This window comes from Micromonospora sp. DT4, from assembly GCF_049841675.1.
GTDB lineage: Bacteria > Actinomycetota > Actinomycetes > Mycobacteriales > Micromonosporaceae > Micromonospora.
Window position 1 is genome coordinate 35,118 of the sequence record NZ_JBNCKT010000007.1, and the last position, 12,574, is coordinate 47,691.

The window sequence follows — 12,574 nt, forward strand, 5'->3', positions numbered from 1 at the left end:
GATCCTCGTCGGGAGAGGCGGGGGCTCAACGAGTGGTTTGGGCTACCTCGTCCGGCGCGGACCGGCTCACTTCGTTCGCACCGGCAGACCCGCCGAGCCCGCGCCCTTCAACGACGCCGTGACCGTACGGTCACTCAACCACAGGTAACAGCGAACCCCACGGTCACCGACCCGCCAACGCCCCGCACCCGGCGGACGCACCACCACACCACTGCGGAACCGCAGGTCGGAGTCGTCGGGCACACCCACGTAGCGGCCGAGGACGCTGCGGCAGCCGGTGTAGAGCGGCGCCCAGTCGGCGTCCTTGGCCGGGTACGGCCTGTCCGGCGCTCGCCACACCCCCACGAACTCGGCATCGTGCCGACCACCGCACTCCACCGGAACCAGCGTCTGCACACCGCGTCCCGCCCCGGAGCGGGTCTGCTGGCAGCCCAACCGCAGCCCGGAGGCCCCCTTCAACGCGTTCCGCAGACTCCCCGACCGGACCACCACCGTGGCCGCAGCCTCGACCGTGGTCAGTTCGGTCAGGTCGCACCGGTACCAGCGGGAGCCGGCCGCCCAGCCCGGCCCGGAGGGCAGCGCCACCGACAGGCGCAGTCGCCCGGCCCGCCAGTCGTCGCCCACGTACGCGGAGGTCCTGGTGTCGCACTCGGCGAACGCGCCGCGCAGCTCCACCGAGCCGTTGGCCGGCGCGGCGGGCCGCTCGGGCGGGAACGCCCCCACGTGCACGGTCTCCACCAGGTGCGGGCCGGCGCAGTCGATCGGCTGGTAGGCGGCCAGCGTGACCACCTCGGTGAAGTCGGCGGCCTGGCACACCCCGGCGGCCGGCGTGAAGGCCGTGGCCGCCGCCAGCGCCGCCCAGTCGTCGGTCAGGTCACCGTCGAGACCACCGGACCCGGCACAGCCCACCAGCAACACTGCCGTGACGGCAGTGGCGAACAGGGTCGTCATGGCACGGCGCATCGCGGCCTCCCCCAGCCACCTACCGGCTTCCGCCAGCGTGCCCAGGGTAACCGGAAATGACCTTCCGGTGACAGACCGGAATCGCGTCGCGCGAGATCAGACTCCGGACAGCGCGAGCGGATTGGGCACCGGGTCACCGGCCGTGCCCGGCGCCGCCGTGGAGGGGTCGATGCCCAGCTCGACCATCCGGTTGTCGGCGTCCACGTGCACCACCCGTGGCCGGTACGACCGGGCCTCGGCGTCGTCCATCTGTCCGTACGAGATCAGGATGACCAGGTCACCGGGGTGTACGAGGTGCGCGGCGGCACCGTTGATGCCGATCACGCCGCTGCCCCGCTCACCCGGGATGACGTACGTCTCCAACCGGGCGCCGTTGGTGATGTCCACGATCGCGACCTGCTCGCCGGGAAGCAGGTCGGCGGCGTCGAGCAGATCCTCGTCCACCGTCACCGAACCGACGTAGTGCAGGTCGGCCTGGGTCACCGTGGCACGGTGGATCTTCGACTTGAGCATGGTCCGCAGCATCGGACTGGCCTTTCGCAAAGGTGGTGGTGGAGTACGACCGAGGTCAGGGGCGGGGGGCGAGGTGGATCGCCGCGTTGTCGATGAGCCGGGTGGCGCCCACCCAGGCGGCGATCACCAGCCGGGCCGTCCCGGACACCGGCCCCGGCTCCAGTTCGGGATCGGTCAGTACCAGGTAGTCGAGCTGGGCACCGGGCGTACCGGCGCTGAACGCGGCGTGCGCGGCGGACAGCACCTCGCCGGCGTCCAGGCCGTCGTCGGCCGCACGGGCCCCCGCCCGCAGCGCGGCCGACAGGCTCAGCGCCGCCGCCCGCTCGGGCTCGCTCAGGTAGCGGTTGCGACTGGACAGCGCCAACCCGTCCGGCTCCCGGACGGTCGGTACGCCGATCACCTCGACCGGAACGTCCAGGTCCCGGGCCATCCGCCGCACCAGGGTGAGCTGCTGGTAGTCCTTCTCGCCGAAGAACGCCAGGTCAGGGCGGGTGAGTTGGAGCAGCTTCAGGACCACGGTGAGGACGCCGTGGAAGAAGCCTGGGCGGCTCGCGCCCTCCAGCTCCCCGCCCAGCGGACCCGGGTCGAGACGTACCCGAGGCTGACCGTCCGGATACATGTCGGTCACCGAGGGAGCGAAGACGAGGTCGGCGCCGGCCCGCCGGCACACCTCCAGGTCCGCGTCGAGCGTGCGCGGATAGCGGTCGAAGTCCTCGTTCGGCCCGAACTGCAGCGGATTCACAAAGATCGTCACCAGCACGTGGCCGGCCTGCGCCCGGGCCGCGCGCAGCAGCGTCTCGTGCCCGGCGTGCAGGGCCCCCATGGTCATCACCACGCCGACGGTGCCCGTCCACGCGGCCCGGGCCTCGGCCAGCTCGGCACGGGTGTGCACCACACGCGTCACGCCGCCACCTCCCGATCCGTCCCGGCGAGCACGCCGAGCAGCGACTGCGCGTCCACCGGTCGCAGCCGGCCGGCGGCGATCGCCCGATCGGCGGTACGCCGGGCCAGCGCCAGGTAGGCGGGGACCGACTCCGGCGCGGTGGCGGCCAGCCGGGCCAGGTGCCGCTCGACCGTGCCCGCGTCGCCCCGGGAGACCGGCCCGGTCAGGGCGTCGTCGCCGAGGCGCAGCGCGTTCTCCAGAGCGGCCCGCAGCAGAGGGGCGAGCACCTTCTCCGGGCGGGCCACCCCGGCGTCCCGCAGCCGGTCGGTTGCCTCGTTCACCAGGGTCACCAGGTGGTTCGCGCCGTGGGCGAGCGCGGCGTGGTACAGCGGGCGGTCCGCCTCGGCCACCCACTCGGGCACGCCGCCGAGGTCGGTGACGAGCCGGGCGGCCAGCGCGCGCAGCTCGGCCGGGGCCGTCACCCCGTACGAGATGCCGTCGAGGCGGGCCAGGTCGTCCGGCGTACCGGTGAAGGTCATGGCGGGATGCAGCGCCAGCGGCCGGGCATCGAGCGCGGCGGCCGGCGTCAACACGGCCAGGCCGTGCGCGCCGGAGGTGTGCGCGACCACCTGACCCGGGCGCAGGGCGCCACGCTGGGCGAGATCGGTGACCACCTCGGCCAGCGCGTCGTCCGGCACGGCGATCAGCAGCAGGTCGGCGGCGGCGCGGGCGACGGAGGTGACCGGGCGACGGGGCACGTCGGGCAGCAGCAGAGCGAGACGGGCGCGGCTGGCCCCGGAGTCACCGGCGACAGCGACCACGTGGTGCCCGGCGGCGGCGAGCGCCGCTCCCAGGACGGCCCCGACGCGGCCTGCGCCGACGACGCCGACGGTGAGCGGGCGGGAGGTGGCGCGGGCGCCGGTGTCGGCGCGATCCCACGACCCGGCAGGCCCGCGTGGGGCGGCCGGGCGCGGGCGCAACGGTGCGCTCATGACGACGATCCAGTCCTCGAGAAGGGGTACCGGTCGATCGCAAGTATGCGCCCGGCTCGCCGAACCGGGACAAGCATGTGTGAAAACCTTCACCACCCCCCGGCACAGGTGGCCGTAGGGTCGGCACGGTGACGCCTCCTGCATCCCGAACGAGCTGATGCCGGTCCCGTGGCGGGACGCGATGAGCCAGGCCCTCTACGGGCCGGACGGCTTCTTCGTGGCCAGCGCCGGGCCGGCCGACCACTTCCGGACCAGCGTGCACGTCTCCCCCGCCTTCGCCACCGCGCTGCTGCGCCTTGTCGTGGAGGTGGACTCCGCTCTCGGCCATCCACCACGGCTGGACGTGGTCGACGTCGGTGCTGGGCGGGGGGAGCTGCTGACGTCCTTGGCAGTTGCGGTCGCCGTCCGTCGGTCGCCCGACGACGCTGCAGCGGTCACCGCCCGCTCGTCGCTCGCGGAACGAGTCCGCTTCACCGCAGTCGAGTACGCCGACCGGCCGGAGAACCTGCCCAAGGAGATCCGCTGGACCACCGAGATCCCCGGTGAGATCACAGGTGTGCTGCTGGCGACCGAGTGGTTGGACAACGTGCCATTGGACGTGGCGGTGAAGACCACCGATGGCTGGCGGTATGTACTGGTCGAACCCGAGAGCGGTGTGGAGACGCTCGGTGAGCCGGTCGACGCTGCTGACCTTGACTGGCTGACCACCTGGTGGCCCGGTCCCACGAACCCGGCCAGCTCGGCCAGTAACCCGGGTTTGGGGTCGACCTGGTCGGATGCGACGAGCGCAAGCGGGTCGGGTTTCGGCGCAGCCCGGCCGGCGGAGGGATCAAGCCTGACCGCCCGGAGCCGGCCGGGCTGCCCCGAAACCCCGCACAGCGCCCACCGAGCAGAGATCGGCAGACCACGGGACGAAGCATGGGCCGACGCGGTCCGGAAAATCGAGCGAGGGTTGGCGGTGGCGGTCGACTACGGACACCTGCGCGACAGCAGACCGGTGGACGGCACGTTGACCGGTTACCGGGGTGGGCGGCAGGTGTCTCCGGTGCCGGACGGGTCGAGCGATGTCACCGCGCACGTCGCCATGGACTCGGTCGCCTCCGCCGGCGCGGCGGTCGCCCGGTGCGCGTACTCCCTGAGCTTGCAGTCCGAGGCACTGCGAGCGCTCGGGGCCGACGGTGGGCGACCGCCGCTCAGCCTGGCCGGCACCGACCCGGCCGGCTACGTGCGGGCGCTGGCCGCCGCGTCGGCGGTGGCCGAGCTGACCGACCCGGCCGGGCTCGGGGGGCACTGGTGGCTGCGCCAACCGGTCGGCATCCCGCTACCGCCGGCCGTGGCACGATGACGGGCATGAGCACCGACGCCGGGGACCTCCGCGAACTGACCGTCGGCACCGGGGCCGGGCTGGTCGCCGGCACCGGCGGTCAGCAGCTCGGCACCGACATGGTGCTCAACATCGGCCCGCAGCACCCCTCGACGCACGGCGTCCTGCGCCTGAAGCTGGTCCTCGACGGTGAGCGGGTCATCGCCTGCGAACCGATCGTCGGCTACATGCACCGGGGCGCGGAGAAGCTCTTCGAGGTACGCGACTACCGGCAGATCATCGTGCTGGCCAACCGGCACGACTGGCTGTCGGCGTTCTCGAACGAGCTGGGTGTGGTGCTCGCGGTGGAACGCCTGATGGGCATGGAGGTGCCGGAGCGGGCCACCTGGCTGCGGATGGCCCTCGCCGAGCTGAACCGGGTGCTCAACCACCTGATGTTCCTCGGCTCGTACCCGCTGGAGATCGGCGCGATCACGCCGGTCTTCTACGCCTTCCGGGAACGGGAGACCATCCAGGCGGTGATGGAGGAGGTCTCCGGAGGCCGGATCCACTACATGTTCAACCGGGTGGGCGGCCTCAAGGAGGAAGTCCCGTACGGCTGGACGGGGCGGGCGCGCGCGGCGATCGGCGAGGTCCGTCGACGGCTGCCCGACCTCGACCACCTGATCCGGCGTAACGAGATCTTCCTCGCCCGCACGGTGGGCGTGGGCGTGCTGTCCGCCGCCGACGCCGCCGCGTTTGGCGCGTCCGGGCCGGTGGCCCGCGCCTCCGGCCTCGACCTGGACCTGCGCCGCGACGACCCCTACCTGGCGTACGACGAGCTGGACGTTCCGGTGGTGACCAAGACCGCCGGGGACTGCCATGCCCGCTTCGAGGTGCTGCTCGACCAGGTGTACGTCTCGCTGGACCTCGCCGAGCAGTGCCTCGACCGGGTGGACCGGCTCACCGGGCCGATCAACACCCGCCTGCCGAAGGTGCTCAAGGCGCCGGAGGGGCACACGTACGCCTGGACGGAGAACCCGCTCGGCATCAACGGTTACTACCTGGTGTCGCGGGGCGAGAAGACGCCCTGGCGGTTGAAGCTGCGCACCGCGTCGTACGCCAACGTGCAGGCGCTGGCCACCCTGCTGCCCGGCTGCCTCGTGCCGGACCTGATCGCCATCCTCGGCTCGATGTTCTTCGTGGTCGGCGACATCGACAAGTGACCGGGGTCGGCCCGCCGGTCAGCGCCAGCGGTCGGTGACCGGGGCGCCGCCGGCGCGGGGCGCGTCGTCCTGCGGCGGGTAGCCGTACCGTTCCTCGACCCGACGGCGGCCACCCCGCTCGGGGGCGGGTTCCTGCTCGCGGCCGCGCTGGCGCGGCGGACGCCACTCGTCCGGCACGGGCACCCCGCCGACCGGCAACGCCGGCCGGCGCTCCTCGTGGCGACGCGGGTCCTCGTGGCGTGCCTCTTCGTGGCGTGCCTCTTCGTGGCGTGCCTCTTCGTGGCGTGCCTCTTCGTGGCGGACGGACGCCCAGCGGTCCGCCATCCGGTACTCGGTGCCCGTGGCGTCGGCGTGCACCTCGGCCCGGCGTTCCCCGACATGCAGCTCACGGCCGTTCTCGTCGTCCCGGACAGCCGCCCACCGGTCGCCGGTTCGCAGCTGCGACCAGTACTCGCCGGTGTCGTCCGCGCGCAGGTCGGGACCGGGCTGCGGCGCACCGGCGTGGTCGGGCTCAACCTGCTCCGACCAGCCACGGTCGTCGTGCTGCGATCGGCCGCCCCAGGCGGGCTCGTCGGTCTGGGCGTAGACGTCGCGCTGGTCGGTCCACTCCGGCTCGTCGCGGCGAGCCCTCCAGCCCGGCTCCTCGTCGCCGCGGTCGGGCCCGTTCCGGTCGACGCCCGAGCCGTCCCGTGCGCTCCTCCAACCGGACTCACCCCGGGCGGCGGGCTGCTGACCCCAGGACCGGTCGTCGGCGGGCCGCTCCCGGTCGTCGGCGGTGCGGGCACGGTCGTCTGCTGGGCGGGCACGGTCGTCGGCGTACGTGGACCGGGGGTTCTGCGGCTCGCCCCACGAGCGGTCGGCTGGCCGGGCACGTCCCTCCGCGCCGCCGCCCCGGGTCCACTCCTGGGCCGGCGGGGTCCACTGGCCGGCGTACCCGCCGCCGTAGCGTCCGCCCGGCTCGGCCGGTCCGCCGTCGACGACTGTGTGCCGGGTGGTGACGTGCACGGTCTCGGTGTGCCGGACCACGCCGACAGGCCGGTGCGCCGGCTCCGAACGGTCGTGCTCGCGGGGGCGGTCGTGCTCACGCGGACGGTCGTGCTCGCGGGGGCGGTCGTGCTCACGCGGACGGTCGTGCTCGCGGGGGCGGGGAGCGGCGGCGGGCCCGGCCGCGGGTCGCTCGCCGCCGTACACACCGCCGGCGGTTGGCTCGGGGGGCGCGTCGGCGGCGGCGCGGTGACGGTACGCCGGTTCCTCGTCGGCGCGCTCGTCGCGACCCCACCGACCGGCGGCCTCGTCCGGGGCCGGCACCCGAACCCGACCAGCCGCCTCGTCCGGACCCGGGCCCCGCACCCGGCCGGCGGCCTCTTCCGCAGAGGGCACCCGGACCCGGGCGGCCAGGGCGTCGCCGGGAACCGGGACCCGGCTGCGGGCGGGCGGGGTCTCGTCCACCGGGTCGACGGCCGACACGCGGGCACGGCTGGCAGCCGCCGGTTCGGCCGCCGGGGCACCGCCGGCGAGGGCCGCGCCGGTGGCGTCGAGGCGGCGACGGACCGCGGCGAGTCCCTCCTGGGCGCGCTGCGCCTGATCCAACGCCTGGTTGCCACGCTGCGCGGCGGCCACGATCTCGGCGCGCAGCTCCCGGCGCAGTTCCTCGATCTCGTCCAACAGCTCGTCGGCCCGCGCCGAGGCGCCGTCACCGTCGGGGCGCAACGCGATGGAGAGGCCGATCAGCACCACCGCCACGATGGCGAGCACCGCCGCGAGACGCAGCGGACCGTTACCGTCAGCCACCAGGAGGATCAGCGCCGCGACGGGGGCCAGCGCGACGCCGCCCCAGAAGAGCACGGTCAGCAGCAGCGATTGACGCCGGGCGTCGGGGGTGACCGGGGCTGGCATGGAAGTGCAGCCTACCGACGATCCGCACCGGAGGGAACGGGGTCCCCGGACGCGCGGACGCCCCCACCCCGCACGGGGGAAGGGGCGTCCGTGACACTCCGGCGGGGAGCCTCAGCTCGTGGCGAAGGCACCGTCCGAGGAGAAGACCAGGCCGACGCTGATCTTGCCCGCACGCAGACCGTTCTTGGTCAGCGGCCCGCCCTGGTCCAGGGAGGAGAACGAACCCACCGAGAGACCGTAGGTCTTCTCCAGGCCCGGCTTGCAGAACGGCCGCTGCTGGCACTCCGGCGGACCGCCGAGCACCGTCGCACTTCCGGAGCACTTCGCGGCCAGCTCGGAGAGGGTCCGCACGCCGTACTTGTCGGCGAACTCCTGGGTCACCGCGAAGGCGTTCTGGTCCTGCGCGGCAGCCGGGGTGCCGAAGGTGATGCCCACCTTGTCGCCCTCGGCCTTCAGCGCGGTCACCGTCTTGTTGATGTCGGGCGAGGAGACCGGCGGGGGGTTCTGGCCGTTGGCCTTGGTGTTGAGGAACTCCGCCATCGTCGACGCGTACTCCGGGACGACCTGGATCTCGCCCTTCTCCAGCGCCGGCTCGTACAGCTCCCGGTTGCCGATCTCCTGCACCTTGACCTGGTAACCGGCCGCGGTGAGCGCGATGCGGTACAGCTCGCCCAGGGTCTGGCTCTCGCTGAAGTTGCCGGCGCCGACCACGATGTCGCCACCGGGGCCCTTGGCGATGCCCGCGGTGAGGTTGTTGGCGCTGGCGAACTCCTCGGCGGCTACCTTGGGGGTCTTGCGGTCGGCGTCGACGGCCTTGTTGAGCTGGACCAGCTTCGGCGTGTCGAGTGCCGCGGAGACCTTGTCGAGCGCGGCGATCAGCTGTGGGTTGGCCACCTTGCTGTTGACCGCCGGGATGACGTTGTCGGAGTTCTGGAGCTTCTTGTCGTCGGTCAGAGCAATGAGCTGCTTGCCGGCGACCGGTGCGCACCCCGCGCCGGAGGCGCTGGTCTGGGGGGCGTCGGTGCCGGACGAGCCGGCGTCACCACACCCGGTGAGAAGTGCTGCCCCGGCCACGACGCCGATGGCGCCGATCGCGAGACGTGTACGTGCGCGCATGCGCCGCCCGCCTTCCGTGTCCCGGCGCGACCCGTCCCGGGCCGGCCGCGTGTCCGACGGACGATCCTGGATGTCGGTCGCCCGCGACTCTCCACCCAACATGGTCCGCGACCGACCGACAACCTGGGATGGGCTTCGTCACCGCATCGTCACCGACCGGTCCACCGCTGGTCCCCGCTTCGGCGTCCGCTCACCCGGACGGGCCACGGCCCGACGCCGCGTCAGGCCCGGCCGGTGGCGTCCGCGGGTCGCGGACGGCCCGCGCGCTGCCGGACCCGTCGCAGTGGCCGGGGGGTGACCATGTGTTCGACGATCCCGAGCAGCAGTTCGGCCAGCAGCGCCAGCCCGGCCACCAGCACACCGCCGGCCACGATCTGCCCACCACCGGCGGCGATGCTCAGACCGAACCCGGTGCGGATGATCTCGCCAAGCCCGCCGCCGTTGACGAACGAGGCCAGCGCGGCCGTGGCGATGACCTGCACGGCCGCCGTCCGGAATCCGGCGGCCAGGTAGGGCACCGCCAACGGCAACTCCACCCGCCGCAGCAACTGCCCGCCGGACAGGCCCATCCCACGGGCCGCGTCGCGCGCCTCCGGGTCGACCTGGCGTACGCCGGTGTAGGCGTTGGCCAGCAGCGGCGGTACGGCGAAGACGGCGAGCGCCACCACCACCGGCGTACGCCCGAAGCCGAGGAACGTCAACGGCAGGATGGTCAGCAGCGCCAGGGTGGGGATGGCGAGGGTGGCGTTGGACACGAGCACCACCAGGCCGCCACCCCGACCGACGTGCCCGAGCCAGAGCCCGACCGGCCAGGCCACCAGGCAGCCGAGCGCCACCGCCAGGGCGGAGATCGTCAGGTGCTCACCGAGGCGGTCCAGGATGCCCCCGGGGTTGGTCCAGTTCAGCGGGTCGTTGAGCCAGAGCACCCCCTGCTGCGCAGGGTTCGCGGCGGCGCTCACCGGACGGCCCGGGCGGCCCAGGGGGTGACCAGCCGGCCGACGAGCACCAGCAGCAGGTCCAGCAGCACGGCCAGCGCCACGCAGAGCACCGTCCCGGTCATGATCTCGGCCTTGTAGAGGTTGTTCTGGAAGCCCGCGAAGATCAGTTGCCCGAGGCCGCCGTGGCCCACCAGCACCCCGACGGTGACCAGCGCGACCGTCGACACGGTGGCCAGCCGCAGCCCGGTCAGGATGCCGGGGGTGGCGAGCGGAAGGTCGATCCGAAACAGCCGCCGCCACCGGCCGTAGCCCATGCCCTCGGCGGCCTCGCCGACCTCCGGCGGCACCTGGTTGAGCCCCGCCACCACGTTGCGGACGATCAGCAGCAGCGCGTACAGGACCAGCCCGACCAGTACGGTGGTGGCGCCGGTGCCCAGGTACGGCGCGATGAACGCGAACAACGCCAGCGACGGAATGGTGTAGAACACGCCGGTGACACCGAGGATCGGGCCGGCCAACGGGCGGACCCAGTACGCGAGCACGGACAACGGCAGGGCGATCAGCACCGCGATCAGCACCGCGCGCCCGGTGAGGGAAGCGTGTTCACGCATGGCAGCGAGGATCGTGTCAGAGTTGTCCCGCACGTACTGCCAGGAGAACCAGGGGTTACCCGGGTCGGCCCGGTAGCTCAGGCGGAAGGACATATGTGGACGTTACCCCGGAGGCCTCCGGCGCGGCCGGATCCCCTCGTGCGGCGTCGATCTCCCTGCAGGGCATCCAGAAGCGCTACCCGAATGGCACCGAGGCCGTACGGGACCTGAGCCTGGACGTCCGGGCCGGCGAGCTGGTGGTGCTGATCGGCCCGTCCGGCTGCGGCAAGTCGACAGTGCTCCGGATGATCAACCGCCTGATCGAGCCCACGGCCGGACGGGTCATGCTCGGCGACGACGACGTCACGGACACCGACCCGGTGCGGCTACGCCGCCGGATCGGCTACGTGATCCAGAACGTCGGCCTCTTCCCACACCAGACGGTCCGGGCGAACGTGGCCACCGTCCCGGGCCTGCTCCGCTGGTCCCGGGACCGGACCCGCGCCCGGGTCGACGAGTTGCTCGACCTGGTCGGCCTGGACCCGGCCCAGTTCGGCCGGCGCTATCCGCACGAGCTGTCGGGCGGTCAGCGGCAGCGCGTCGGTGTCGCGCGTGCGCTCGCCGCCGACCCGGTGGTGCTGCTGATGGACGAGCCGTTCTCGGCCGTGGACCCGATCGTCCGCGCCCGCCTACAGGAGGAGTTCCTCCGCCTGCAGGCCGAGGTCCGCAAGACGATCGTCCTGGTCACCCACGACCTCGACGAGGCCGTTCGGCTCGGTGACCGGATCGCGGTGCTGTCACAGGGCGGGCATCTCGAGCAGTACGACACGCCGGCCGCGCTGCTCGGCGCGCCCGCCACCGCGTTCGTCCGTGAGTTCGTCGGCGCCGACCGGGGCATCCGCCGGTTGGCGGTCACCCCGCTCGACCGGGAGTCCCTGGAGCCCGTGCCCGCCGACGCCCCCACCGACCTGCCCAGCGTGACATTGGACGGCACGGCGTACGACGCTCTGGCGGCACTGCTCACCTCGGGACAGGACCGGCTCCTGGTGACCGACGACGGCCGCCCGGTGGGCGCCCTCAGCCGCCAGCGCCTGCTCGGCCTGGGCCGCTAGGCGGGGCCCTGCGCGGCCTGGGCCGCTAGGCCTGGGCCGCTAGGCCTGGGCCGCTAGGCCTGGGCCGCTAGGCCTGGGCCGCTAGGCCTGGGCCGCTAGGCGGGGCCCTGCTCGGGCTGGATGGCTAGGCGCGTCCGCCGAGGCTCGCGGTGCCGATGATCCAACCGGTGAGGAAGCCGTAGCCGGCGCCACTGCTCGCAGCGGACAGGGCCTTCAGCAGCGACGGGTCCGGGCCGAACAGCGCCGCCACCACGGCGGCGAGCCCGCCGGCCAGCACGTACGCGGCCCAGCCGGAGAAGAACTGACTGACCGAGCCGGGCACCCGGGCCACCTGCGCGGCGGGCAGCAGATAGAGCAGCGCCACCGCGAGGAGCACCAGCGCGACGGCCCGCAGGTCGGCGGCGAACAGGCCGCCGGCCTGCCCGTCCGCGTCCAGTCGCCAGGCCGGCCAGGCGAGCAGGCGCAGGTAGAAGCCGCCCGCCGAGTCCGGGTCGGTCAGCGTCGCGGCGGCCCAACCGGTGTACGCCGGGCTGCCACAGATGCCGACCAGCAGCAGTACGGCGAGCGCGCCGGTGCCGGCGGCCGTCCCGTAGCGGCTGACCGGTCCCGTACGAACGAGTCCCATGATCCGCCCAGGTCCCGTGCCGGCCGACCGGACGGACCTGGGCTGCCCCGGGCGGCTCAGTGCTTCAGCAGGTAGTCGATGAAGGCGGCCCGCAGCAGCGGCGCCGACTCCTCGTAGCCGTGCCCGGTCAGCTCCCGCCACAACGCGTTCGCCTCATCGATGGTCGGGCCGATGGAGTTCGGCGCGCCGTCCAGCACCGTGGCCTCGTCCGCGTTCGGCAGGTGCCGGAGCACCGACCAGTAGAACCCCACGTCGTGGCGCTTCCGAGCCCGGGCGAACGCCCGCTCCCGCAGCTCCTCCGTGGACAGCGCGTCGAGTGCCTCGAACGAGGTTCCGCCGGGGGTGGCGGCTGGTGTGTCGGTCATGCGGCGAGCCTAACGGTCGAGGTCAGCGCCGGCTCAACGGACGGGACACGGC

13 protein-coding genes are annotated in these 12,574 nt (G+C 73.4%); 3 read left to right on the forward strand and 10 right to left on the reverse strand.

Features of this window, described 5'->3' with window-relative positions:
• Positions 1 to 66: 66 nt before the first annotated feature.
• The 4 genes from ACLQ24_RS04545 to ACLQ24_RS04560 all read right to left on the reverse strand — a co-directional run bounded on the left by ACLQ24_RS04545 (position 67) and on the right by ACLQ24_RS04560 (position 3,351).
• Positions 67 to 963 carry a septum formation family protein gene (locus tag ACLQ24_RS04545; RefSeq protein ID WP_425889131.1) on the reverse strand — a complete coding sequence of 299 codons (897 nt, stop codon included), beginning with the start codon at positions 961 to 963 and terminating at the stop codon, positions 67 to 69.
• Between the two features lie 96 nt (positions 964 to 1,059).
• Positions 1,060 to 1,488 carry an aspartate 1-decarboxylase gene (panD, locus tag ACLQ24_RS04550; protein ID WP_425889132.1) on the reverse strand — a complete coding sequence of 143 codons (429 nt, stop codon included), beginning with the start codon at positions 1,486 to 1,488 and terminating at the stop codon, positions 1,060 to 1,062.
• Positions 1,489 to 1,531: 43 nt separating this feature from the next.
• The gene (gene panC, locus ACLQ24_RS04555; protein ID WP_425889133.1) at positions 1,532 to 2,380 is read right to left on the reverse strand and encodes a pantoate--beta-alanine ligase; all 849 of its coding nucleotides are present in this window, start codon (positions 2,378 to 2,380) and stop codon (positions 1,532 to 1,534) included.
• Positions 2,377 to 3,351, reverse strand: coding sequence for a Rossmann-like and DUF2520 domain-containing protein (locus ACLQ24_RS04560; protein WP_425889134.1), 975 nt, complete (start codon positions 3,349 to 3,351; stop codon positions 2,377 to 2,379). The genes panC and ACLQ24_RS04560 overlap by 4 nt, the downstream gene beginning before the upstream one ends.
• Positions 3,352 to 3,508: 157 nt before the next feature.
• On the opposite strand from ACLQ24_RS04560, the gene ACLQ24_RS04565 reads away from it, so the two are divergent.
• A complete protein-coding gene (locus ACLQ24_RS04565) occupies positions 3,509 to 4,696 on the forward strand; it encodes an SAM-dependent methyltransferase (RefSeq protein ID WP_425889135.1) in 1,188 nt (395 codons plus the stop codon).
• Positions 4,693 to 5,880 (forward strand): NADH-quinone oxidoreductase subunit D, encoded by a 1,188-nt coding sequence (locus ACLQ24_RS04570; protein WP_355238502.1) that lies wholly within the window; start codon positions 4,693 to 4,695, stop codon positions 5,878 to 5,880. Before ACLQ24_RS04565 ends, ACLQ24_RS04570 begins: the two co-directional genes overlap by 4 nt.
• A gap of 18 nt (positions 5,881 to 5,898) precedes the next feature.
• On the opposite strand, the gene ACLQ24_RS04575 is transcribed toward ACLQ24_RS04570, so the two are convergent.
• The 4 genes from ACLQ24_RS04575 to ACLQ24_RS04590 form a co-directional block, all read right to left on the reverse strand.
• Positions 5,899 to 7,776, reverse strand: coding sequence for a hypothetical protein (locus ACLQ24_RS04575; protein ID WP_425889136.1), 1,878 nt, complete (start codon positions 7,774 to 7,776; stop codon positions 5,899 to 5,901).
• Between the two features lie 111 nt (positions 7,777 to 7,887).
• Entirely contained in the window at positions 7,888 to 8,892 is a 1,005-nt protein-coding gene (locus ACLQ24_RS04580; protein WP_425889137.1) for a glycine betaine ABC transporter substrate-binding protein, read from the reverse strand.
• A gap of 221 nt (positions 8,893 to 9,113) precedes the next feature.
• Positions 9,114 to 9,851 (reverse strand): ABC transporter permease, encoded by a 738-nt coding sequence (locus tag ACLQ24_RS04585; protein ID WP_425889138.1) that lies wholly within the window; start codon positions 9,849 to 9,851, stop codon positions 9,114 to 9,116.
• Positions 9,848 to 10,534 (reverse strand): ABC transporter permease, encoded by a 687-nt coding sequence (locus ACLQ24_RS04590; RefSeq protein ID WP_425889139.1) that lies wholly within the window; start codon positions 10,532 to 10,534, stop codon positions 9,848 to 9,850. Before ACLQ24_RS04590 ends, ACLQ24_RS04585 begins: the two co-directional genes overlap by 4 nt.
• Before the next feature lie 2 nt (positions 10,535 to 10,536).
• Here ACLQ24_RS04590 and ACLQ24_RS04595 point away from each other — a divergent pair, with 2 nt between their 5' ends.
• Positions 10,537 to 11,532: an ABC transporter ATP-binding protein gene (locus ACLQ24_RS04595; protein WP_425889140.1), complete on the forward strand. Its 996-nt coding sequence runs from the start codon at positions 10,537 to 10,539 to the stop codon at positions 11,530 to 11,532.
• Between the two features lie 124 nt (positions 11,533 to 11,656).
• Here ACLQ24_RS04595 and ACLQ24_RS04600 read toward each other — a convergent pair whose 3' ends face one another.
• Both ACLQ24_RS04600 and ACLQ24_RS04605 read right to left on the reverse strand, forming a co-directional pair.
• Positions 11,657 to 12,157 (reverse strand): hypothetical protein, encoded by a 501-nt coding sequence (locus tag ACLQ24_RS04600; RefSeq protein WP_425889141.1) that lies wholly within the window; start codon positions 12,155 to 12,157, stop codon positions 11,657 to 11,659.
• Positions 12,158 to 12,213: 56 nt separating this feature from the next.
• The gene (locus ACLQ24_RS04605; RefSeq protein WP_425889142.1) at positions 12,214 to 12,522 is read right to left on the reverse strand and encodes a hypothetical protein; all 309 of its coding nucleotides are present in this window, start codon (positions 12,520 to 12,522) and stop codon (positions 12,214 to 12,216) included.
• Between the last annotated feature and the right edge of the window lie 52 nt (positions 12,523 to 12,574).